We start from the raw sequence: 22,375 nt of genomic DNA, 5'->3' as shown, positions 1-22,375 counted from the left end.
GGTCAGCGCCCGATTCGTCGTCCGCTGCCCGGCGGGGCGGCGCGAGGGGATCCGCCGAGCGGTGCGACGGGGGAGGGGATGCCGGGCCGCGCACGGGCGGAGGGTGCGGGGGATAGGATCGCACCCGGAGCGCACGACCAACCCTGGGGGACCCGCACATGAGCCAGCCAGCACCGGTGAGCACCGACGGGCCCTCGCGATCCGCGCAGGCGCCCTCGGGAGCGATCTCTCCTGCCGACATGGAGCGCGCCACGGACATCGTGCGCACGATCAGCGGGGTGTTCGCCTCCCGCGTCGTCGGCCAGGAGAACCTGCGCCTGACTCTCCTCGCGGCGCTCGCCGCAGGCGGCCACGTGCTGCTCGAATCCGTGCCGGGCCTCGCGAAGACGACCGCCGCCTCGGCCCTGGCCTCGGCGATCACCGGCTCTTTCGCGCGCATTCAGTGCACCCCCGACCTGATGCCGAACGACATCATCGGCACGCAGATCTTCAACTACGGCTCGGGCACCTTCACCACGCAGCTCGGCCCGGTGCACGCGAACGTCGTACTGCTGGACGAGATCAACCGCTCGAGCGCGAAGACGCAGTCCGCGATGCTCGAGGCGATGCAGGAGCGCCAGACCTCCATCGGCGGCGAGGTCTACAAGCTCCCCGAGCCGTTCATGGTGCTCGCCACCCAGAACCCCATCGAGGAGGAGGGGACGTACGTGCTCCCCGAGGCCCAGATGGACCGCTTCCTGATGAAGGAGGTGCTGACCTATCCCCGCCCCGCCGAGGAGCACGAGATCCTCGACCGCTCGACCGCGGGCCGGCTCGCGGCTCCCAAGGAGCCGGTCGCGACGGTCTCCCTGGAGGACGTCCGCTTCCTCCAGCAGATGGTCGACCGGGTGCATGTGGATCCAGCGGTGAAGCGGTACATCATCGACCTGGTCTTCACCACCCGCGGATCGGGCCCCCGGCCCGTCGCGAACCTGACCCAGTCCGTCCGGGTCGGAGCGAGCCCCCGCGGCTCGCTGGCGCTGATGCGGGTGGGCCAGGCGAACGCGCTGCTGCACGGCCGCAGCTACGTCACTCCCGACGACGTGCGCCAGATGCGCTACAGCGTGCTGCGCCACCGCCTCGTGCTGACCTTCGACGCCCTCGCCGGGGGCGTCTCCCCCGAGCAGATCATCGACGCGGTGTTCAGCGCCGTGCCGATGCCCTGAGCGGACCAGGTCTCGCCATGGCGGCCTCGCTGATGACCCGCGTCACGGCACGGGTGGAGCTCACCACCTCCAGCCGGGCGCGCGGGCTGATCCAGGGCCGCGGGAAGTCGCTGTTCAAGGGGAGCGGCGAGGACTTCGACGACCTGAAGTACTACCAGCCCGGTGATCGCGTCTCCGATATCGACTGGAAGGCGACGGCCCGCTCGGGCGAGCCGCTGATCCGGCAGTTCAACGAGGAGCGCGCCCGCCACCTCTCGATCGTGGCCGACACGTCCTCGGCGATGGCGGCCCGAGCGGAGGACGGCACCTCCAAGCGGGATGCCATGGTGACCGCCGCGGGAGTCATCTGCTACCTCGCGCAGCAGAGCGGGGACATGGTGGGACTGGTCGCGGGCAGCGCCTCCCGCCCCCTCCAGCTGCCCTCCCGGGCGAGCGACGGCCATCTCGAGCTGCTGCTGCGCACGATCCAGCAGGCGGCCGTGCCCCAGGCGCCCGCGGCCGACAGCGCCTGGCTGCTCGAGCGCGCGTTCCGCGTCACCGCCCGGCCGACGCTGATGACGGTGATCACCGATGAGGCGCATCCCCGCCCGGAGGACTTCGCGCTGCTGCGCCGCCTCACCACGCGCCACGACGTGATGGTGGTGCGGATCGCGGATGCGGATCCGCTGCTGGCCGACGATCTCGACCACGAGGTGGTGGATGTGGCGCGACCGCGCGAGATCTCGGAGCTCGCCAGGGAGTCCCGGCGCGTGGCGCGCGAGGTCGCGGCCCATCGCCGCGCCCGCCGCGAGGAGACGGCGCGCATGCTCGACGCCCTCCACGTCACGCATGTGCTGACCGCAGGCGACTCGGCGGTCGTGGCCGACGTGATCGCCATGCTGCGCGCGAAGGAGCACCGTCATGCCCGTGCCTGACCTTCTGCGCGCCGCGCCGGCGCCCGAGATCATCGACCCGCCCCAGTACTCCGTGGCGTGGCTGATCCTCGCCGCGCTGTGCCTCATCGTGATGGCCGCACTGATCGTCGGGACCCTCCGCCTCAGCAGGGCGGTCGTCTCCCGCGCCGCCTACCGCCGCCGCCCCACGGAGCCGGAGGGCCTGAAGGCGGAGTTCCTGCGCGCGGTCAACGACATCGCCGCCCGCCACGATGCGGGGCAGATCGATGCGCGCACCGGCCATCACGAGCTCACCGCCGTCATGCGCCGCTTCGCGCAGCGGACCTCGGGCCGGGACATCACCTCCCGCGACGTCGGCGCTCTGCTCGCCGATCCGGCCACGCATGACATCGGCGTGCTCATCGGTCGTCTCTACGAGCCCGGATTCGCGCTGCACAGTGACCGCGAGCTCGCGGCGTCCGTGCACGAGGCGAGAGGGGTGATCCGGCGATGGGCATGACGCTGTGGTGGGTCACGCTCCTGCTGCTGGTCGCGGGCCTCGCGGTGTGGGCGATCGCCTTCTGGAACCGGCGCGCGATGCACCGCGACCCGGTGCTGGTGGCGAACACCGAGTTCCTCGATGCGGTGCCGAGCTTCGTGCGCTCGCAGCGGCTCGCGCGGGTGCTGCGCATCGCGCAGGTCGCCATCGCGGTGTGCGGGGTGCTCGCGGCCTCGCTGCTGTCGGGGCGCATCGCCTCGGAGCGGATCCAGACCCCAGATTTCGCCTCGCGCGACATCGTGCTGTGCCTGGACGTGTCGGGCTCGATGTACGAGTACGACACCGAGATCCTCCAGACCTTCGCGGGGATGGTGAAGGACTTCCACGGCGAAAGGGTCGCGCTGTCGATCTTCAACTCGACCTCCCGCACCGTCTTCCCGCTGACGAACGACTACGACCTCATCGAGCGCGAGCTCGCCGAGGGCGCCGAGTCCATCGACTTCGACGAGTTCGGCTACCGCCTGGGCACCCGCGACTACACGCCCCAGAAGGTCGCGCAGTACGCCGAGTTCGTGGAGGGCACGCGCGGGCTCGACGATCAGGCCTCGATCATCCCGGACGGCCTGGCCGCGTGCGGCCAGCTGTTCGACCAGGCCGAGACCGATCGCAGCCGCTCGATCATCCTGGCGACCGACAACGAGGTCAACGGCGAGCCGATCTACACGCTCGAGCAGGCCGCCGACTCGGTCGCCCAGCGCGACATCGACCTGTACGTCTTCTACCCCGGCGCCTACGACTGCGGCCCGGAGTGCGTCGCCGAGCTGCAGTCGGCCACGCAGTCCGTCGGCGGGACGATCTACCAGTCCTCCGACCCGGATGCGGTGCCCTCGATCATCCAGCAGATCCAGAAGTCCCAGGCCGCGAAGATGGGCGCGAACCCGGCCGTGGTCCGCACCGACCATCCGTTGGTGCCGTTCGTGCTGACGTTCCTCGCGCTGGTGGGCGTGGTGCTCCTCGGCTGGCGGGGGAGGTGAGGCGGGCATGTGGCAGCTGCAGCATCTGATCCCCCTGTGGGCGAGCATCCTCCTGTTCGTCCCGCTGCTCGTGCTGTGCGCGGTGATGCTCGTGCGCCGGCCTCGGCAGCGGCTCGCCTGGTTGCGGCGCGCGCTGATGGTCGTCCTGCTGGCGGTGGTCGCCCTGCGACCGGTGACGCTGATCGACGCGGAGCAGACCGAGCGGATGAACGCGAACGTGTTCTTCGTGGTGGACCGGACCGGCTCGATGAACGCGGAGGACTATGCCGACGGCGAGCCGCGGATGGACGGGGTGCGCGCGGATATCGAGCAGATCATGGGGATGACCGAGGGCGCCCGCTTCTCGATCATCGCCTTCGACTCCTCGGCCGCCTCGCAGCTGCCGCTGACCACTGATGCGGGGGCGGTGCGCGCGTGGGTGGAGACGGCCGGCACGGAGCCGACCTCCTCCTCGCGCGGCTCGAACATCGACCGTCCGCTGCAGGCGCTCCTGCGCGCGCTCTCCGAGACCTCCACCGAGGATCCCGACTCCTCGATCCTCGTCTACTTCCTCTCCGATGGGGAGAACACCGATGACCGGGAGTCCGAGTCCTTCGCCCCCGCGGCCGTGATGATCGACGGCGGAGCGGTGCTGGGCTACGGGACCGCCGAGGGCGGACCGATGCGGGCCGCGGGTGCCGGGACCGACGGCGAATACATCACCGATGCCTCGGGCGCCCGGGGCATCTCCCGCATCGACGAGGAGCAGCTGCAGGCGGTGGCCGATCAGATGGATGTCCCCTACCTCCACCGCACCCTCCCGGGGGAGCCGATCGAGGGCACGATGGACGGCATCACCCTGCGACCCGTCCCCACCACCTCCCGCGCGCAGGTGCCGAGCTTCGAGGACTGGTACTGGGTCGCGGCGATCCCGCTGGCCGCGCTGTTCATCTGGGAGCTGGGAGCCATGACCTACCGGCTGCCGCGCGAACGGACCCCGGCGCGCCCGGGCGAACGCGCACGCACGAGCACCGGGGGAGGCGCACGATGAGCCCGAGCACCGCGCCCGACCCCGGCGCGCTCGACCCCGCGCTGCGCCAGACCGAGCCCCGCCGCCCCCGGGACTTCGGCCTGGATCTGCGGCGCCTGCGCCGGATCCGCCGGATCGCCTTCGCCGTGCTGGCTCTGCCCCTCCTCGCGCTGGGCCTGCTGTGCGCGAAGTTCATCTCGATGCCGCTCACGCAGGCCTGGCATGACGGCGCATACGACCAGGGCAGCTATGCGGAGGCCTCCGACCGCTTGGAGCCGGTGCTCTTCGCGAACTGGTTCGAGCCCTACCTCCCGTATCTGACGCGCGGCACCGATCTCCTGCAGCAGGGACAGGACGCAGCCGCCGAGGAGCAGCTGCGGACCTCGCTGGAGAAGTGGGAGGGCGCGCGCGACCTTAACCAGCCGCAGCACGCGATGTGCAAGATCCGCAACAACCTCGCCATCGCCATCGAGCGCCAGGCTGCCGGCATCACGGATCCCGCTGCTCGCGCCGACCGCCTCTTCGAGGCCGAGCAGATCATCGCGCCGTGCGCGAGCGGCGGAGGCGGCGGCGGGGACGGCTCCGGCGGCGGCAACGGCAACGAGGACGAGGGGACCACGGGCGGCAACGGCGAGCGCATCGAGCAGGAGCGCCGCGAGGCCGACGAGCAGGCCGGCAACGATCCGGATGCTCGGGACACAGGTCAGGGAGGCGATCCGGGGGACGAGCCGGGCGGCGGCGGAGCCCCGGATCCCGGCGATCCCGTGCGCGAGGACCCCTCGGGCCAGGAGCCGCCCGAAGAGGCGCCGACCCAAGGGGACAGCGAGGAGCAGCAGCGCCAGGAGGAGCTCGAGCAGCGCAACCGCGATGCGAACCAGGGCGATACGGGCGAGGAGAGCAGCGGAGCCCCCCAGGATCCGGTGCGTCCCTGGTGAGCGCCGTGTCCGAGCGCGCCTACCTGGACCACGCGGCGACGACGGCGCTGCGCCCCGCGGCCCTCGTGGCCTACGTCGAGGCGGCGGGGGTGCTGGGCAATCCCGCCGCGCAGCACTCCTCCGGCAGGCGTGCGCGCGGGGTGCTGGACGATGCGCTGGAGCACATGGGGGAGCTCCTGGGGGTCCCGACCTCCTGGCTCCTGCTCACCTCGGGCGGCACCGAGGCGGACAACCTCGCCATCCGGGGGGCGGCTCTCGCCGCGCAGAAGAGGGACCCGGGGCGTCTGGCTGTGGCGGTCGCCGCCAGCGACCACCCTGCGGTGCTCGAGAGCGCACGCGCGCTGCGCCCTGAAGGCCTGGAGGTGCGGGAGATCCCGGTGGGCCGCGAAGGACTCGTCGAGCAGGAGGCGCTGGGCGCTGCTCTCTCCGACGGCGCAGTCTCCCTGCTCAGCGCGGCGCTCGTGAACAACGAGACCGGAGCGATCCAGGATCTTCCCGCCCTGTCCCGGATCGCGCATGAGCACGGCGCGCTCGTGCACACCGACGCGGTGCAGGCGGCCGGGCACATCGCTCTGCCGCGCATCGGCGCGGGGGAGGAGTCCCCGGATCTGATGACTCTCTCCGGGCACAAGATCGGCGCCCCGATCGGGGTCGGCCTGCTGGTCGCGCCGCCGCACATCCCCCTGCAGCCGGTGCTCGTGGGCGGCGGCCAGCAGCGTGCGGTCCGCTCGGGCACCCTGGATGCGCCGCACGCGGCCGCGCTCGCGGCGGCGCTCGCGGCGGCGATCGGCGAGCAGGAGCGCGAGGCGGCCCGGCTGGCGGCGCTCGCAGCCCAGCTGCACGCAGGGATCGCGCACCTGGACCCCCGCGCGGTGCTCACCGGCGAGGGCGCTCCCCGCTCGCCCCACATCGTCCACGCTCTCTTCCCCGGCGCGGACCAGGACTCCCTGCTGCTCCTGCTGGACCAGGAAGGGATCGACGCCTCGGCCGGATCCGCCTGCACCGCCGGCGTCACCCAGTCCAGCCACGTCCTCGCGGCGATGGGGGTCGACGAGGAGCTGGCACGCGGCGCCCTGCGCTTCTCCCTGGGCTGGACGAGCACCGCAGCGCAGATCGACCGCGTGCTCGCCGCGCTCCCGCAGGCGCTCGAGCGCGCCCGGGCCGTGAGGGGCCTGCGGCGCCGCTCGCCGTAGACTGCAGCGGGCTCTCCCGCGCCCGCGGGCGAGCGCAGAGGAGGAATCCGCATGAAGGTCCTGGCAGCGATGAGCGGCGGAGTGGACTCCGCCGTCGCGGCCGCACGGGCGGTGGACGCGGGACATGAGGTCACAGGCGTGCACATGGCGCTCTCCCGCAGCCGCGCGCAGACGCGCAGCGGATCGCGAGGCTGCTGCACGGTGGAGGACGCCTCCGATGCGCGCCGCGCCGCCGAGCGGATCGGCATCCCGTACTACGTGTGGGACCTCGCCGATGACTTCCACGACCTGGTGGTCGAGGACTTCCTGTCGGAGTACGCGGCAGGGCGCACCCCGAACCCCTGCGTGCGCTGCAACGAGCACATCAAGTTCGCCACGCTCATGGAGCGGGCCCTGCTGCTGGGCTTCGACGCGGTCGCCACGGGGCACTACGCCCGCATCGGCGCCGAAGGCCCCGGCGGAGCGCCCTCGCTCCACCGCGCGGCGAATCTCCCGAAGGACCAGTCCTACGTCCTCGCGGTCATGGGTCCGCAGGCGATCTCCCGCGCCCTGTTCCCCCTGGGGGGCTTCGCGGACAAGGCGGAGGTGCGCGCCGAGGCGCGCGAGCGGCGCCTCGGCGTCTCCACCAAGCCCGACAGCTACGACATCTGCTTCATCGCCGACGGCGACACCCGCGGCTTCCTGGAGCGCCGCCTGGGGGAGGCGCCCGGGGAGATCCTCGATGCCGACGGCGCCGTGCTCGGCGAGCACCGCGGCACGCACGGCTTCACCGTCGGCCAGCGCAAGGGACTGGGCCTGGAGCGCCCCGCTCCGGACGGCGCCCCCCGCTACGTCCTCGATGTGCGCCCCGAGACCCGGCAGGTGATCGTGGGCGCCGCCGAGCTCCTCTCCACGCGCGTGCTCGTCGCCTCCGCGCTCATCCCCTTCGAGCCGCTGGAGACCGGGCGGCGAGTTCGCGCGCAGATCCGCGCGCACGGCGAGGCCGTGCCGGGAGTCATCGAGCGGATCGGCGAGGAGATCGAGGTGCGCCTGGACGCTCCCGTGCGAGGGGTCGCACCGGGGCAGGCGCTCGTCCTCTACGACGGCGACCGCGTGATCGCCGCCGCGACCCTCGAGCGGCGCGCATGAGCGCCCTGGTCACGATCACGGGCGACGGCACCTTCGCCGCGCCGCGCTCGGAGCAGACGGCGACCGCGCGCGCTGGCGCAACGCGCCCCGTCGCGACTGCAGGGGAGGATCCGCGCCTCGCAGCAGTCCTCGCGGTGCGATCCCTGCTGGGAGACGATCTCGAGGAGCAGGTCGCCGCGCGCGCCTACCTCCCCGCCGCTCTCGGCACCGAGAGCGCGGACCACCTCCTGCCCGCCTCGCTCTCCCTGCTCGCCGGCACCACCGGCGACCTCGCGAGCTACGGCTGGAGGGTCGGGCCCGGTGCGGGGCTCGCCTGGCACCGCGCCCGCGAGCTGCGCGAGCGCACCGCGGAGGCGGCCCAGATCGGCCTGCTCGGCTGGGAGGGGCCCCTCGCGGTGACGGCGCTCGGGCCGCTCACGCTGGCAGCGGCGACCTTCCTCTCCTCCGGCGAGCGCACCCTCGCCGATCGCGGGGCGCTGCGGGATCTCCCGCACCTGCTCGCCGACGGACTGGCAGGCCAGATCGCGGACCTCCGCGAGCGCGTGCCCGGGGCCCGCCCGCGCGTGCTGCTGCGCGAGGACGCGGCGGGCGCGGTGCTGCACGGGCAGGTGCGGGTCCCCTCGGGCTATCGCACCTACGATCCTCTGCCGGCCGACGAGATCGGGCTCCTCTGGCGCGCGCTGCTCGAGGCTCTGCGCACCCAGGCGGGACTCGAGGCAGGGGAGATCACGCTCGCCGCGGGCTCCGATCGCGCCCTGCTTGAGACCGCGCGCCGCGCGAGCGCCGCCGCGCTCGCGATCGCGCCCGCGCGCATCCCCGCTCTCAGCAGCCCGCGCGGTCGCGCGATCTGGGAGAGCCTGGCCGAGGCTCGCGACGCGGGAGCCGCCCTCGAGCTCGTGGTGGATCCCGCGCGGGCCTCGGCGCAGCTCGAGAGCGCCGCGGACGCATGGCACCAGCTGGGCTTCGGTCCGAAGGATCTCGCGGGGATCACGATCCTCGCCCATCGCACCGCCGACCGCGCGAGCCCGGGGCAGGCAGAGGATCCTGCGCAGGAGCCGGCCGCGGACGCGCTGCTGCGCGCCGAGGATCTCGAGCGCGTGCTGCGGCTGGCCCCCGCCTGGGCCGAGCGGGTGCAGGGATGAGCACGGCCGCCGCGGCCGGGGCTGCGCATTCACCGGATGAGCCCTCCTCCCGGCACGAGCGCCCGCGCCGGAGCGCGCGGAAGGAGCGGCGCGAGCGGATCGCGCGACGGTGGGAGCTGCGCGCCTGCGGGCGTCATGGCCACCTGACCTTCGACCCCGCCGACCGCCCTGATCTGCGCCCGGGCCTGCGCACCAGCACCAGCCACGGCGAGGCCTGGCGCTGCCTGCGCTGCGGCGACTTCGTCCTCGGCCCGCCCCGCAGCAGCGGCGCCGCCGCGCACGCGCCGAGGCCGCTGCGCGGAGCGGCCCTGCGCGACGCCTTCATCCTGCGAGTGCTCGCCGTGGAGCGGGCGCTGCGCGCGCTCCTGCTCCTGGTCGTCGCCTATGGCATCGCCGAGTTCGACGACGCCCAGGCCGCCCTGGACCGGCTCTTCCACGAGTACCTCCCGCAGGTGAAGACGGCCGCGGAGACCCTCGGCATCCAGCTCGAGGACACCCTTCCGCTGCGCCTCGCCGAGCAGGCGCTGGCGATCCCCCACTCGAGCCTCATGCTCGCCGTGGGGCTCATCGCCGGGTACGGGGCGATCGTGCTGATCGAGGCCGTCGGGCTGTGGTCGATGCGGCGCTGGGGCGAGTACGTCGCGGTGATCGCCACCTCGGTCTTCCTCCCCTACGAGATCTACGACCTCGTCGAGGCGGTGACGCCCCTGCGCATCGCCACCTTCGCCGTCAATCTCGCGATCGTGGTCTGGCTCATGTGCTCGAAGCGGCTGTTCGGCGTCCGCGGGGGAGTGCGCGCCTTCCACGCCGCCCGCGAGAGCGAAGCCATCCTGCAGGTCGAGGCCGCCTCGCACTGAGGCGACCGGGCCGCAGGGTGCGCGCCTGGTCGCGGAAGGGGACAATGGAGCGGTGAGCACGAAGCCCCAGCCCCAGGACCTCGACCCCGCGAGCAGCGGCCCCGATCGCGGCGCCGCGGATGCCCCCGACGCCGGCTCGGCGCCGGTCGAACCGCCCGCCGCCGACGCCGCCGACGGCACGCCGGCGCACGATCCGCAGGCCCGATCCGCGCAGGAGCGGATCGCCGAGCTCACCGCGCAGATCGAGCAGGCGCGCGAGGAGTACTACGTGCGCGACGCCCCGACCCTGGCCGACGCCGAGTACGACCGCCTCGAGCGCGAGCTGCGGGAGCTCGAGGCCGAGAACCCCCAGCTCGCCCGCGTCGACTCGCCCACGCAGACCGTCGGCGGGCAGGCAGCCCCAGGATTCGCGCCCGTCGCGCACCTCGAGCGCATGATGAGCCTGGACAACGCCTTCAGCCTCGAGGAGGTCGATGCCTGGGCCGCCCGGGCCCTGGACGGCCTCGGAGCAGGAGCGAAGGCCGAGTTCCTGTGCGAGCTGAAGATCGACGGGCTCGCGATCGACCTCGTCTACGAGAACGGCGTCCTCGCGCGCGGCGTGACACGGGGTGACGGCCGCGTCGGCGAGGACGTCACCGCCAACGTGCGCACGATCGCGAACGTCCCGGAGCGCCTTGGCACGCCGAACCCGCCCGCGATCCTGGAGGTCCGCGGAGAGGTGTTCTACCCCTCGGCGGCCTTCGAGGAGCTGAACGACCAGCGGCGCGAGGCCGGGCTCGCGGAGTTCGCGAACCCGCGCAACACCGCGGCAGGGTCCCTGCGCCAGAAGGACCCCGCCGTCACGGCCTCGCGCGCGCTCGCCGTCTACGTGCACGGCCTCGGCGCCCACGACGGTCTCGAGGCCGCCTCGCAGTCCGCCGTGTACGCGCAGCTGCAGGAATGGGGCCTGCCCACCTCGCCCCACTGGCGGGTGCTGCAGGATCTGGGCGCCGTGCGGGACTTCATCACCGATCGCGGTGAGCACCGCCATGACGTCGAGCACGAGATCGACGGCATCGTCATCAAGATCGACTCCTTCGCGCAGCAGCGCCAGCTCGGAGCGACCTCCCGCGCCCCGCGCTGGGCGATCGCCTACAAGTACCCGCCCGAAGAGGTCACCACGAAGCTCCTGGACATCGCGGTGAACGTCGGCCGCACCGGGCGCGTCACCCCGTACGGGGTGATGGAGCCGGTGAAGGTCGCCGGATCCACCGTGGAGATGGCGACGCTGCACAACCAGTTCGACGTCGAGCGCAAGGGCGTCCTCATCGGGGACACGATCATCCTGCGCAAGGCCGGAGACGTGATCCCCGAGATCGTCGGCCCCGTGGAGGCTCTGCGCGACGGCAGCGAGCGTCCCTTCGTCATGCCCGAGGACTGCCCCGCCTGCGGCACGCCGATCGCCCCCGAGAAGGAGGGCGACAAGGACTGGCGCTGCCCGAACACGAAGTCCTGCCCCGCGCAGGTCGCGGGCCGCGTCGAGCACGCCGCCTCCCGCGGCGCCTTCGACATCGAGTCCCTCGGAGAGGAGAGCGCGATCGCGCTCACCGATCCCGACCGCCGCCGGCCCGAGGCGCTCGCCGCACTGCGCGCCGGTCACGCGGTCTACCTGCCGATCCGCTCGGCCGAGGATCTGGCGAGCCCCGCCTTCGTCGTGATGAAGAACGGCGAGGAGTCCCGCGGGACCGACGGGGTGCCGATGCTGCGCATCACCGAGGAGAACCAGGATCTCCTGCCGCCGCCCCAGCACGGCGTGGTGACGATCGGCGACAACCTGTTCGACCTCACCCCCGGCGACCTCGAGCACGTGGTCGTGTGGCAGCCGCTGCGCCGCGGCGGGGAGAGCACCGGCGACTGGCAGATCGTGCCCTCGTTCTGGTCCCGCCAGATCTGGCGCTACTACAAGACGACCTCCGAGTGGCGCCTCACCAAGCCCTCCCAGCCCGGGAAGACGACCGACCTGCTGATGGACCAGCTCGAGCATGCGAAGGAGCAGCCGCTCTGGCGCGTGCTCGTGGCGCTCTCGATCCGGCACGTCGGGCCGACGGCCGCGCGGTCCCTCGCGACGGCCTACGGATCCATGGACGCGATCCGCGCGGCGAGCCTCGAGGAGCTGACCGGCACCGACGGCGTCGGCCCGATCATCGCCGAGGCCGTGCGCGACTGGTTCGCGGTGGACTGGCACGGCGCACTGGTCGACGCCTGGGCCGCGAGCGGGGTGCGGATGGCCGACGAGGTCGAGGAGGGCTTCGTGCGCACGCTCGAGGGCCTCACGGTCGTGGTCACCGGAGGCCTCGAGGGCTTCACCCGCGACGGGGCGAAGGAGGCGATCATCGCGCGCGGCGGCAAGGCCTCGGGCTCCGTCTCGAAGAAGACCGACTACGTCGTGGTCGGCGAGAACGCGGGCTCCAAGGCCGACAAAGCCGCAGACCTCGGCTTGCGGATCCTCGACGAGGCGGGCTTCGAGGCCCTGCTCGCAGGCGGGCCCGAGGCCGTCGGCGATGCCGCAGAGGCGACGGAGACGACGGAGGCCGACGAGGCCGCAGCGACCGAGAAGGACTGAGGACGGAGGAGCAGGCATGGCTGCGAAGAAGAGCGCGCACATCGAGGGGACCGCGGAGGTCCGGGCCGTGGGGGAGCGGCTGCTCGCGCTCCTCCCGGAGGAGGCGAGCGCCCAGCTCCCCTCGCGCGGACAGGTCGCGATGGAGGGGACGATCGGCGGGAGAGCGACGCAGACCGTCCTCGAGCCCGATGGCCGCAAGGGCCACTGGATCTCCCTCACCGCCCAGCAGGCGCAGGAGCTCGAGCTCGCCGAGGGATCGGAGCTGGAGTTCGACCTCACCACCGCCGAGGAGTGGCCCGAGCCCGAGGTGCCGGATGATCTCGGCGCCGCCCTCTCGGCGGCGGAGGATCTGGAGGAGACCTGGCAGGGGATCACGCCCATGGCCCGCTGGGAGTGGGTGCGCTGGGTGGGCGCGACGAAAAGCGAGGCCACGCGCGCCAAGCGGGTCGACGTCTCGATCGACAAGCTGCGCAAGGGGAGCAGGCGCCCCTGCTGCTCCGACCTGGCCTCCTGCACGGACCCCGAGGTGGCCGTCAGCGGGAAGCTGCGCGAGGGCTGATCGCCCCGGGGCGGCCCGCGGTGGGCTCGGATCCCGAGAAGACTGTTACCCAACTGTGATTCCACGCCGAACCCTGAGTGTTGACAGGGAACCCTGGGAAGGGGCTCAATAAGACAACGTTGTCGAGAGCGTCGTCACAGCCTCCTGGCAGCGAGGGGAGCCCCGGGCGAGAACCGCCTGCAGGCTGATCCCGCTCCACTCGAAGGCGAGGCGATCCACGGCATGACCACAGCTCCACCCATCCTCAAGATGCGCGACATCGTGAAGGTCTTCCCAGGCGTGCGCGCTCTGGACGGCGTGACGATGACCGTGAACACCGGCGACATCCACGCGATCTGCGGGGAGAACGGCGCCGGGAAGTCGACCCTGATGAAGGTGCTCTCCGGCGTGTACCCGCACGGGGACTACGAGGGCCAGATCATCTACCGCGGCGAGGAGGTCGCCTTCAAGGACATCAAGGGGTCCGAGAAGGAGGGCATCGTCATCATCCACCAGGAGCTCGCGCTGATCCCCGAGCTCTCGGTCGCCGAGAACATCTTCCTGGGCAACGAGCTCGTCCAGCGCGGTCTCATCGACCGCCGCCGCTCCATGCGGGAGGCCACGGACCTGCTGGCGCGGGTCGGCCTCGAGGTCGATCCCTCCACGCCGGTGAAGAACCTCGGCGTCGGCCAGCAGCAGCTCGTCGAGATCGCCAAGGCGCTCTCGAAGAACGTGCGCCTGCTGATCCTCGACGAGCCCACGGCCGCCCTGAACGAGGACGACTCCGCGAACCTGCTCGACCTCATGCGCGGCCTGCAGGGCCGAGGGATCACGAGCATCATGATCTCCCACAAGCTCAACGAGATCGCCGCGGTCGCCAACGCCGTCACCATCATCCGCGACGGGCGGACCATGGAGACCTACCCCGTGGTCGCCGGGCAGGTCGACGAGGACCGCATCATCCGCGCGATGGTCGGCCGCTCCCTCGACAACCGCTACCCCGAGCACGTCTCGAACCCCGGCGAGGTCGCCCTCGAGGTGCGCGACTGGGTCGTCGAGCACCCCGTCGTCCCCGGCCGTCTCGTCTGCGACCATTCGAATTTCGTCGCCCGCCGCGGGGAGATCCTCGGCTTCGCCGGGCTCATGGGAGCCGGCCGCACCGAGCTCGCGCGCTCCCTGTTCGGCCGCTCCTACGGGATCCACCGCTCCGGGACCGTGCTCATGCACGGCCAGGAGGTCGAGCTCACCGACGTGCGTTCCGCGATCCGCAACGGGCTCGCCTACGTCCCCGAGGATCGCAAGAGCCTGGGGCTGAACCTCATCGACCCCATCAAGGCCACGATCGTCTCCGCGCACCTCAAGGGCGTGGAGCGGCGAGGGCTGGTCGATGAGCGCGCAGAGCGCCGTATCGCCGAGGGCTACCGGAAGTCCCTGCGGATCAAGGCGCCGAGCGTCGACATCGGCGTGGGCACGCTCTCCGGCGGCAACCAGCAGAAGGTGGCGCTCGCCAAGTGGATGTTCCCGGATCCCGACGTGCTGATCCTCGATGAGCCGACCCGCGGCATCGACGTCGGTGCGAAGTACGAGATCTACAAGCTCATCCAGGATCTCGCCGATCAGGGGAAGGCCGTCATCGTGATCTCCTCCGAGCTGCCCGAGCTCCTCGGCATCAGCGACCGCATCCACACCATCTGCGAAGGGCGCATCACCGGCGAGGTCGATGCGAAGACCACCGATCAGGAGACGCTCATGCGCCTGATGACCACCACCTCCGGCACTGCCGCGGCCTGACCCCAGAAAGCACGGAACTCCCCATGAATGTCATCAAGCAGGTATTCGGTACGAATGTCCGGCAGTTCACGATGGTCTTCGCCCTCGTCGCGCTGCTCGTCGGCTTCCACCTGGCCTCCGGCGGCCGCATGCTGACCTCCTCGAACGTCCAGAACCTCATCTCCGGCAACGCCTACGTGCTGATCCTCGCGATCGGCATGGTGATGGTCATCGTCGTCGGCCACATCGACCTCTCCGTCGGCTCCGTCGCCGGATTCACCGGCATGTCCGTGGCGCTCGGCATCCATCAGCTCGGGCTGCCCTGGTGGATCGCGATCGTGCTCGGGCTCCTGCTCGGCGCGCTCATCGGCGCCTGGCACGGACTGTGGCTCTCGAAGCTCGGGATCCCCGGCTTCATCACGACCCTCGCGGGCATGATGATCTTCCGCGGCCTCACCATCTGGATCTCCGGCTCCGTCAGCGTTCCCGTCCCGGACCAGATCCACTTCCTCGGCTCCGGCTACCTGCCCGAGTGGGGACCCGGCTTCACCGGCATGAACAACTCGACCCTGCTGCTGGGCATCCTCGCGATCGCGGTGCTCGCCTGGAGCCAGATCAGCACCCACCGCAGCCGCGTGGCCGACGGCGAGACGGGCCTCGACATCACGCCCGTGATCATCCGCGTGGTCCTCATCGCCGCCGTCATCGCCTACGTGACCTGGCTGTTCGGCTCCGGCCGTCCCGGCACCTCCTTCCCCGTCCCGGGCGTGATCCTCGTGCTGCTGGTCATCGTGTACCACGTGCTCACCCAGCGCACGATCTTCGGCCGCCACATCTACGCGGTCGGCGGCAACAAGGCGGCAGCCGCGCTCTCGGGCGTGAACGTCAGCCGCGTGTACTTCCTGGTCATGCTGAACATGTCCTTCCTCGCAGCGCTCGCCGGCATCCTGTTCGTCGGCCGCGCGACCGCCGCCGGGCCCAACGACGGCAACGGCTGGGAGCTCGACGCGATCGCGGCCGTGTTCATCGGCGGCGCCGCGGTCTCCGGCGGCATCGGTACCGTGGCCGCGACGATGGTCGGCGGTCTCGTGATGGCCACCCTCAACAGCGGCCTCATGCTCATGGGCGTCGGCGCCGACAAGACCCAGGTGATCAAGGGCTTCGTGCTCCTCGCGGCTGTCGCCTTCGACGTCTACAACAAGTCCCAGGGCCGTCCCTCGGTCATCGGGCGCGTCTTCGGGACCAAGGGCGGCGGGCAGCAGGGCACGGCCTCCACGGCGGTCGCCGAGGATGACCTGCGCACAGAGCCCACGCCCAAGATCACCGCCGACTGAACTTTCCCTCTCCAGCTCATCGCAGCCCCACAACCTGCCGGTCCATCACGGACCGGTCGACACAGAGAAGAGAACATCTCATGAGCAGCATCAACAGGCGCACCTTCGCCGCCGGGACCGCCGCGATCGCCGGCACCTTCCTGATGAGCGCCTGCGGCGGAGGCCGCGGGTCCACCTCCGAGGGCAGCGGCGACGGCGCCAGCGGGTTCGCAGCGGATTCCGTCATCGGCATCTCCCTGCCGTGGCTCGGCACCCAGAACTGGGCCGAGGCCCAGACCCTGTTCGAGACCGACCTCAAGAAGGCGGGCTTCTCCCCCCTGATCCAGGCCGCGGACAACAAGGTCGCCCAGCAGCAGCAGCAGATCGAGGCGATGGTCGAGCAGGGCGCGAAGGTCATCGTCGTCGGTCCGATCGACGGCACCCAGCTCGGCTCTGCGCTGCAGAGCGCGCACGACGCAGGCGTGAAGGTCATCGGCTACGACCGTCTGATCGAGAACACGAAGGCTGTGGACGCCGTCGTCCAGTTCGGCAGCGTCCGCACCGGTGAGCTGCAGGGCCAGTCGCTCCTCGACGGCCTCGCCGAGCGCAAGGGCGCCGGGCCCCACAACATCGAGCTCTTCGGCGGCGGCCCCGCCGATCCCAACGCCCCGAACTTCTTCAAGGGAGCGATGTCGGTCCTCCAGCCGAAGATCGATGACGGCACGCTCGTGGTCGTCTCCGGCGAGACCGACTTCCAGCAGTGCGCCACGCCCGACTGGGACAACGGCAAGGCGCAGGCGCGCATGGACACGCTGCTCTCGGGCAACTACTCCGACAAGCCGATCCACGGCGTGCTCGCCCCGAACGACGGCATCGCTCGCGCCATCCTGACCTCCGCCGCAGGCGCCGGTCAGGAGGTCCCGGTCGTCGACGGCCTGGACGCGGAGACCGAGTCGGTCACCTCCATCTGGGAGGGCCAGCAGTACTCCACCGTGTACAAGCCCACCAAGGACCTCGTGGCCAAGACCCTCGAGCTCATCGCCGCCTATCAGAAGGGCGAGGAGCCCGCTGCGCCCACCGAGAAGGTCGATAACGGCTCCATCGAGGTGCCCGTCTACGCCCTCGACCCGGTGGTGGTGACGAAGGAGAACGCCAAGGAGGTCTTCGCCGACGATCCCGATCGCCTGGCGCTGCTGAAGTGATCCCCTCCGGCCGCGCTCGCTGAGCGTCGGCCGCGGCGACTGGTCCTCCGGGAGAATCCCGGGGGGCCAGTCGTGCTCCCGGGGAGGGAGGCGCGTCCCCTCACGTTCGCAGCCGCCCGTCCCCGCCACCCATCGCCGTGCCCGCTCCGAGAGGCCCCATGACTATCCCGCGCTCCGCCCCCCGCCCGACGATGAAGGACGTCGCCGCGCGCGCAGGCGTGAGCCTCAAGACGGTCTCCCGGGTCGTGAACCGGGAGGACGGGGTCTCGGCGGGAAGGGTCGAGAGGGTGCAGCGCGCAGCCGAGGAGCTGGGATATCAGCCCGACGCGGCAGCCGGGAACCTGCGGCGCAGCGATCGCCGGTCGCACGCCGTGGGGCTGCTGCTCAGCAGCGCGGAGAACCCCTTCGATGCCTGGATCCAGCGGGGGGTCGAGGATGTGGCGGCGCAGCGCCGGACGGTCGTGCTCGCGGCGAGCTCGGATGAGTCCTCGCAGCGCGAGCTCCGCATCGCCCAGGCGTTCACTGCGAGGCGGGTGGACGGGCTGATCCTGCTCCCTGCCGGGCAGGACCAGTCGCACCTCGCGCGCGAGGTCGAGCGGGGCACGCCGGTGGTCGCGGTGGACCGGCCCGCCCGCGGACTGCGCATCGACGCGGTCCTCGCGGACAACCGCGGGGGAGCGCGCGCCGGCGTCGAGCACCTGATGGGGCATGGGCACCGTCGCATCGCCGTGCTCGGGCACCTCGCCTCGCTCCACACAGCGGCGGAGCGCTTGGCCGGTGCGCGGGAGGCCCTGGCCGCGGCCGGCGCTGCGCTCCCGGACGAGCTCGTCGTGCAGGGCCTCGAGGACGAGCAGGACGCGGCGCGCGCCGTGCATCGCCTGCTCGATCTGGAGCACCCGCCCACGGCGCTGTTCGCCACGCGGAACGTGGTGAGCGCGGGCGCGTTCCGGGCCCTGCGCGAGCGCGGGGAGCTGGGGCGCACCGCGCTCGCCGGCTTCGACGACTTCGCGGCGGCGGATCTCCTGGATCCGCCGCTCACCGTCATCACCCAGGAGGCCTACGACCTCGGCCGGGCTGCCGCCGAGCGCGTCTTCGCGCGGATGGAGGATCCGCGGCTCGCTCCCGAGACGATCACGATCCCCACCCGCCGCCTCATCGTGCGGGGATCCTGCGGCTGCTGAGGCTCAGCCCGCGAACGCCAGGGCGAGCGGGAGCACGGGGCCGGATCCGGCGCGGCGCAGCAGGCGGGCGGCGATGGTCATCGTCCAGCGGCTGGCGATCTCATCGTCGACCAGCAGGATCGGCGCTCCTGCGAGAGCCTCGATGCGCGCCGCGAGCTCCGGTCCCACGCTGAAGCGATCCCAGACGTCCCGCACCCGGTAGGCGCTCGAGCCCGTGGCGCGCAGAGGCTCCGCGTGAGGGGCGAGGTCCAGCTGCCCGAGATCCTCGAGCCGCCCGATGGTCGCGATCCCGTGCGCGAGCGAGGAGACGAGCTGGGGCCGGGTGGTCGAGGGGATCGCGACGACCCCGGCCGGGCGCTGCGACCAGTCCCATGCCTTCAGCACCTCGACGATCGCGCCGCCGAGCGCCTGCGGCACCGGCGCGTCGACCTTCCGGCCGTCGGCATCGGTGGTGAGGAGACCGCGCAGCTGACCGCCCCAGCCGAGGTCCGAGAGCCGGGCGAGCACCCGGCCCTCCTCGGATCGCTCGGCCGCAGGGATCCGCCCCGCGGGCGCGCGGCCGCTCTCATCCCGCACGCCCACCTGCTCCAGGCCCATCGGCCACTGGCCGCGGGGCTCGACGGGCACGCCCACCCGGTCCAGCAGTGCGGAGACCTGCGCGGCCGCAGCACCCTCCTCGCCGGGCTGCGGGTACCAGGGGCTCTGACCGGCCGCGCGCAGGCAGACGTCGCAGCGGGTGCAGGGCACAGCGGTCGCATCGTCGAGCTGTCGGGCGAGGAAGACCATGCGGCACTGGGCGGGATCCTGTGAGGGATCGCCCGAGAGCGCCTCGTAGGTGATCATCGCCTCCTGCTCGGCGCGCCGAGCGCGAGCGACTTTCTCGTACCGCTCGGCGTCGTAGACCCAGGGCTCGCCCGTGGAGATCCACCCCCCGGGGACGCCCTGGACCGCACCGTCCACCGCGAGCACCTTCAGCAGCATCTCGAGCGCCGAGCGCTTCACGTCGACGCGCGCCTCCAGGGCCGGGGTCGACAGCGGCGATCCCGCCGCGGAGAGAGCCGCGAGCACCTGGCCGGCCGATTCCTTCGACGGCATCGAGGCGGTCGCGAAGTACTCCCAGATCGCCCGGTCCTGCTCTCCCGGGAGGAGGAGGACGTCGGCCTGGTCGGTCCCGCGCCCCGCGCGGCCCACCTGCTGGTAGTAGGCGACGGGGGAGCTGGGCGCGCCGACGTGGATCACGAAGCCGAGGTCGGGCTTGTCGAACCCCATGCCCAGCGCGCTCGTCGCGACCAGCGCCTTCACCCGGTTGTCCTTCAGATCCGCCTCGAGCGCCGCGCGCTGCTCGGCGTCGGTGCGGCCGGTGTAGGCGCGCACCGGCCGCTGCGGAGTGCTGAGGAGCTGAGCGATGTCCTCGGCGGCGGAGACCGTGAGGGTGTAGATGATCCCCGACCCCGGGAACGAGTCGAGGTGCTCGACGAGGTAGGCCAGGCGGTCCCGATCCGAGGGCAGGCGCAGGCTGCCCAGCCGGAGGGAGTCGCGGGTCAGGCCGCCGCGGATCGTGAGCACCTCGCCGGCGCTGCTCCCGGCGAGCTGCTCGGCGACGTCCGCGACGACGCGGGAGTTCGCGGTCGCGGTTGTCGCGAGCACGGGCACGGCGGGATCCATCTGAGCGATGAGGTCCTTCAGCCGGCGGTAGTCGGGCCGGAAGTCGTGGCCCCAGTCGGAGATGCAGTGCGCCTCGTCGATCACCAGCAGCCCGCAGCGGGCGATGAGGCGCGGCAGCTGCTCCTCGCGGAACCGGGGGTTGACCAGGCGCTCGGGGGAGACGAGCAGGACGTCGATGGAATCCTCCGCGAGCCCCTGCTCGATCCGGGCCCACTCGGTGGGGTTCGCGGAGCTGATCGCTTCGGCCTGCACTCCGGCGCGGCCGGCGGCGGCGACCTGGTCGCGCATGAGCGCGATGAGCGGCGAGACGATCAGCGCGGGCCCTGCCCCGCGGCGGCGCTGCAGGAGAGCGGAGAGGAAGTACACGGCGGACTTCCCCCAGCCGGTGCGCTGGACCACGAGCGCTCGCTGATGCTCTGCCACGAGCGCCGCGATCGCCTCGAACTGGCCCTCGTGGAACACGGAGTCGTCCCTCCCGGTGAGAGCGTGGAGGGCGTCGAGCGCCTCCGAATGGAGCGCAGGATGGGCGGCTGCTGCAGCGGCAGGGGCGTGAGGACTCGTCATCCGGCCAGTGTGTCAGCACCCCCTGACGATCGAGGAGCGGGGTGGGCGCAGAGGCAGGAGGACACGCGGACATGACGAAGGGCTCCCGCCGCGGCGGGAGCCCTTCGACCGCCCCGCATCGATGACCGGGCGGAGTGGGAGCGGGGGATCAGTCCTCGGCGCCGACGGAGTCGCCGGAATCCTGTGCGGAGTCCTCGGCGCGCGCCTCCTCGCCGCTGCGGCGCAGTCGCTCCGCAGTGGTCTCGTCGTCGCGCAGCGGCTTGTCCTTGGTTGCGAGCGCACCGCGGATCTTGCGCTCGGTCTCCTGCGCGCGACGGATCGCAGGATCCTCGCTCAGCTCCTCGGAGTCCTCGGGATCGTGGGAGAGGTAGTCGATGTTCGGGTCCACAGACATGTCGCGGTCCTTTCGAGGGGTCAAGCGGTCGCCTCGAGTCTAACGACGTTCCGGTCGCTGGACAGGGCGAAGGGCCCCCGACCTAGACTCCCGGACATGCCTCGGAAGACAGCCCGGCCTCACGGACCTGCCGACGGCGATCTCGGCGGAACCCGCCTCATCGAGACGCTCCTGGCGGGCTGGAGAGCTCTGGCGCGGATCGACGTCGACGGTTTCGCCCTGCTGCGCTCGCGCGGTGTCACGAAGAGGGCCGACAGCGTGGTCCCTCTGGCGCCGCCCTCGGACCCGACCGCGCTGGCGGGAGCGCTCGAGACCATCGAGCAGCTCGCGGCAGCCTCAGGCGGGAGTCCCGTCCACCGACTCTTCGAGATCGAGGAGATCGACCACACCGGGGTCCGTGCGGCTCTCGAGTCCCGCGGCTTCGCGCCCAGCGCCCCGACGGCGATCCTCCACCGCGCTCTCGAGAGCCCGGGGAGAGTCGATCCCCGGGCGCGCGCGGCAGTGGGGGCGCCGCCCCGGGAATGCCTCGACCAGCACTGGCTCCTGGCCCCGCGCCCGGAGGACGGGGCGCGCGCGACCATCGCGGAGATCATGTCCGGCACCCCTGCTGTGTACATCGCGCTCCACGAGGCCGGACGCGAGGACGCGCTCGCCGTCGGCCGAGCAGCGCTCGTCCCGCATCGACGCGGCGCCGTCGCGGTGCTGGACGCGATCGCCGTCGATCAGGAGCGGCGGCGCGAAGGCCTCGGCCGCGCGGCTGTCCAGTCTCTGCTGGCCCTCGCCGCGCAGCAGGGCGCCAGCCGCGCGATCCTCGAGGTGGAGTCCTCGAACGCGCCGGCGCTCGGGCTCTATCGGTCCGAGAGGTTCCGCCCGCTCGGCACGTACGCCTACTTCTCGCTGCCGGGGCACGGAGGCAGGCACTGAGTCGCAGCGCCGGTGCAGGGGGTCCGGGGAGGGAGCCCTAGACTGGGAGGCATGCCAGCGATCGGACGAGAAGACGTCGCACGCCTCGCCGACCTTGCACGGATCCAGCTCACTGATGACGAGATCACCCGCTTCGCGGGCGAGTTCGACGCCATCATGGACGCTGTCGCCTCCGTGTCCGAGGTCGCCTCCGAGGATGTCCCCGCGACGAGCCACCCCATTCCCCTGACCAACGTGTTCCGCACGGATGCGGTCACCCGCACCCTGACGCAGGAGGAGGCCCTCTCCGGGGCCCCCGATGCGCAGGACGGCCGCTTCGCGGTCCCGCAGATCCTGGGAGAGGAGTGA

Annotated in this window: 20 protein-coding genes; 18 read left to right on the top strand and 2 right to left on the bottom strand. The window is 72.0% G+C overall.

The window, feature by feature from the left end:
• Positions 1-158 precede the first annotated feature (158 nt).
• From Bequi_RS10230 to Bequi_RS10155, 16 genes are all read left to right on the top strand, one after another.
• On the top strand, positions 159-1,205 hold the full coding sequence (locus Bequi_RS10230; protein WP_430623114.1) for an AAA family ATPase: 1,047 nt from the start codon (positions 159-161) through the stop codon (positions 1,203-1,205).
• A 32-nt stretch (positions 1,206-1,237) separates the two neighbouring features.
• Complete coding sequence (locus Bequi_RS10225) at positions 1,238-2,119, top strand: DUF58 domain-containing protein (RefSeq protein WP_249737841.1); 882 nt, start codon at positions 1,238-1,240, stop codon at positions 2,117-2,119.
• A complete protein-coding gene (locus Bequi_RS10220) occupies positions 2,106-2,597 on the top strand; it encodes a hypothetical protein (RefSeq protein ID WP_249737840.1) in 492 nt (163 codons plus the stop codon). Before Bequi_RS10225 ends, Bequi_RS10220 begins: the two co-directional genes overlap by 14 nt.
• The gene (locus Bequi_RS10215) at positions 2,588-3,610 is read left to right on the top strand and encodes a vWA domain-containing protein (protein ID WP_249737839.1); all 1,023 of its coding nucleotides are present in this window, start codon (positions 2,588-2,590) and stop codon (positions 3,608-3,610) included. The genes Bequi_RS10220 and Bequi_RS10215 overlap by 10 nt, the downstream gene beginning before the upstream one ends.
• Before the next feature lie 7 nt (positions 3,611-3,617).
• The gene (locus Bequi_RS10210; RefSeq protein ID WP_249737838.1) at positions 3,618-4,640 is read left to right on the top strand and encodes a vWA domain-containing protein; all 1,023 of its coding nucleotides are present in this window, start codon (positions 3,618-3,620) and stop codon (positions 4,638-4,640) included.
• Positions 4,637-5,554 carry a hypothetical protein gene (locus Bequi_RS10205; protein WP_249737837.1) on the top strand — a complete coding sequence of 306 codons (918 nt, stop codon included), beginning with the start codon at positions 4,637-4,639 and terminating at the stop codon, positions 5,552-5,554. Before Bequi_RS10210 ends, Bequi_RS10205 begins: the two co-directional genes overlap by 4 nt.
• Positions 5,551-6,747: a cysteine desulfurase family protein gene (locus tag Bequi_RS10200; RefSeq protein WP_249737836.1), complete on the top strand. Its 1,197-nt coding sequence runs from the start codon at positions 5,551-5,553 to the stop codon at positions 6,745-6,747. The genes Bequi_RS10205 and Bequi_RS10200 overlap by 4 nt, the downstream gene beginning before the upstream one ends.
• 51 nt (positions 6,748-6,798) lie before the next feature.
• Positions 6,799-7,875 (top strand): tRNA 2-thiouridine(34) synthase MnmA, encoded by a 1,077-nt coding sequence (gene mnmA / locus Bequi_RS10195; RefSeq protein ID WP_249737835.1) that lies wholly within the window; start codon positions 6,799-6,801, stop codon positions 7,873-7,875.
• Positions 7,872-9,017: a hypothetical protein gene (locus tag Bequi_RS10190; protein WP_249737834.1), complete on the top strand. Its 1,146-nt coding sequence runs from the start codon at positions 7,872-7,874 to the stop codon at positions 9,015-9,017. Before mnmA ends, Bequi_RS10190 begins: the two co-directional genes overlap by 4 nt.
• Positions 9,014-9,874: a DUF2127 domain-containing protein gene (locus Bequi_RS10185; RefSeq protein WP_249737833.1), complete on the top strand. Its 861-nt coding sequence runs from the start codon at positions 9,014-9,016 to the stop codon at positions 9,872-9,874. Before Bequi_RS10190 ends, Bequi_RS10185 begins: the two co-directional genes overlap by 4 nt.
• Positions 9,875-9,926: 52 nt before the next feature.
• On the top strand, positions 9,927-12,476 hold the full coding sequence (ligA, locus tag Bequi_RS10180) for an NAD-dependent DNA ligase LigA (protein ID WP_430623113.1): 2,550 nt from the start codon (positions 9,927-9,929) through the stop codon (positions 12,474-12,476).
• A gap of 16 nt (positions 12,477-12,492) precedes the next feature.
• Positions 12,493-13,035: a YdeI/OmpD-associated family protein gene (locus Bequi_RS10175; RefSeq protein ID WP_249737832.1), complete on the top strand. Its 543-nt coding sequence runs from the start codon at positions 12,493-12,495 to the stop codon at positions 13,033-13,035.
• 222 nt (positions 13,036-13,257) lie between these two features.
• Entirely contained in the window at positions 13,258-14,805 is a 1,548-nt protein-coding gene (locus Bequi_RS10170; RefSeq protein ID WP_249737831.1) for a sugar ABC transporter ATP-binding protein, read from the top strand.
• Positions 14,806-14,828: 23 nt separating this feature from the next.
• Positions 14,829-16,118, top strand: a complete 1,290-nt coding sequence (locus Bequi_RS10165) for a sugar ABC transporter permease (protein WP_249737830.1) — start codon at positions 14,829-14,831, stop codon at positions 16,116-16,118.
• 80 nt (positions 16,119-16,198) lie between these two features.
• A complete protein-coding gene (locus Bequi_RS10160) occupies positions 16,199-17,299 on the top strand; it encodes a substrate-binding domain-containing protein (RefSeq protein ID WP_249737829.1) in 1,101 nt (366 codons plus the stop codon).
• A gap of 158 nt (positions 17,300-17,457) precedes the next feature.
• Positions 17,458-18,480: a LacI family DNA-binding transcriptional regulator gene (locus Bequi_RS10155; RefSeq protein ID WP_249737828.1), complete on the top strand. Its 1,023-nt coding sequence runs from the start codon at positions 17,458-17,460 to the stop codon at positions 18,478-18,480.
• Between the two features lie 3 nt (positions 18,481-18,483).
• On the opposite strand, the gene Bequi_RS10150 is transcribed toward Bequi_RS10155, so the two are convergent.
• Positions 18,484-20,709 (bottom strand): DEAD/DEAH box helicase, encoded by a 2,226-nt coding sequence (locus tag Bequi_RS10150; protein ID WP_249737827.1) that lies wholly within the window; start codon positions 20,707-20,709, stop codon positions 18,484-18,486.
• 148 nt (positions 20,710-20,857) lie between these two features.
• On the bottom strand, positions 20,858-21,103 hold the full coding sequence (locus Bequi_RS10145) for a hypothetical protein (protein WP_249737826.1): 246 nt from the start codon (positions 21,101-21,103) through the stop codon (positions 20,858-20,860).
• Between the two features lie 96 nt (positions 21,104-21,199).
• On the opposite strand from Bequi_RS10145, the gene Bequi_RS10140 reads away from it, so the two are divergent.
• Positions 21,200-22,027, top strand: a complete 828-nt coding sequence (locus Bequi_RS10140) for a GNAT family N-acetyltransferase (RefSeq protein WP_249737825.1) — start codon at positions 21,200-21,202, stop codon at positions 22,025-22,027.
• A gap of 51 nt (positions 22,028-22,078) precedes the next feature.
• Positions 22,079-22,375: an Asp-tRNA(Asn)/Glu-tRNA(Gln) amidotransferase subunit GatC gene (gene gatC, locus Bequi_RS10135; protein WP_249737824.1), complete on the top strand. Its 297-nt coding sequence runs from the start codon at positions 22,079-22,081 to the stop codon at positions 22,373-22,375.

Source organism: Brachybacterium equifaecis, from assembly GCF_023509525.1.
Classification (GTDB): Bacteria; Actinomycetota; Actinomycetes; order Actinomycetales; family Dermabacteraceae; genus Brachybacterium; species Brachybacterium equifaecis.
Note: the sequence above shows the minus strand (reverse complement) of the source record. Positions and strands in the feature narration are given on the sequence as shown.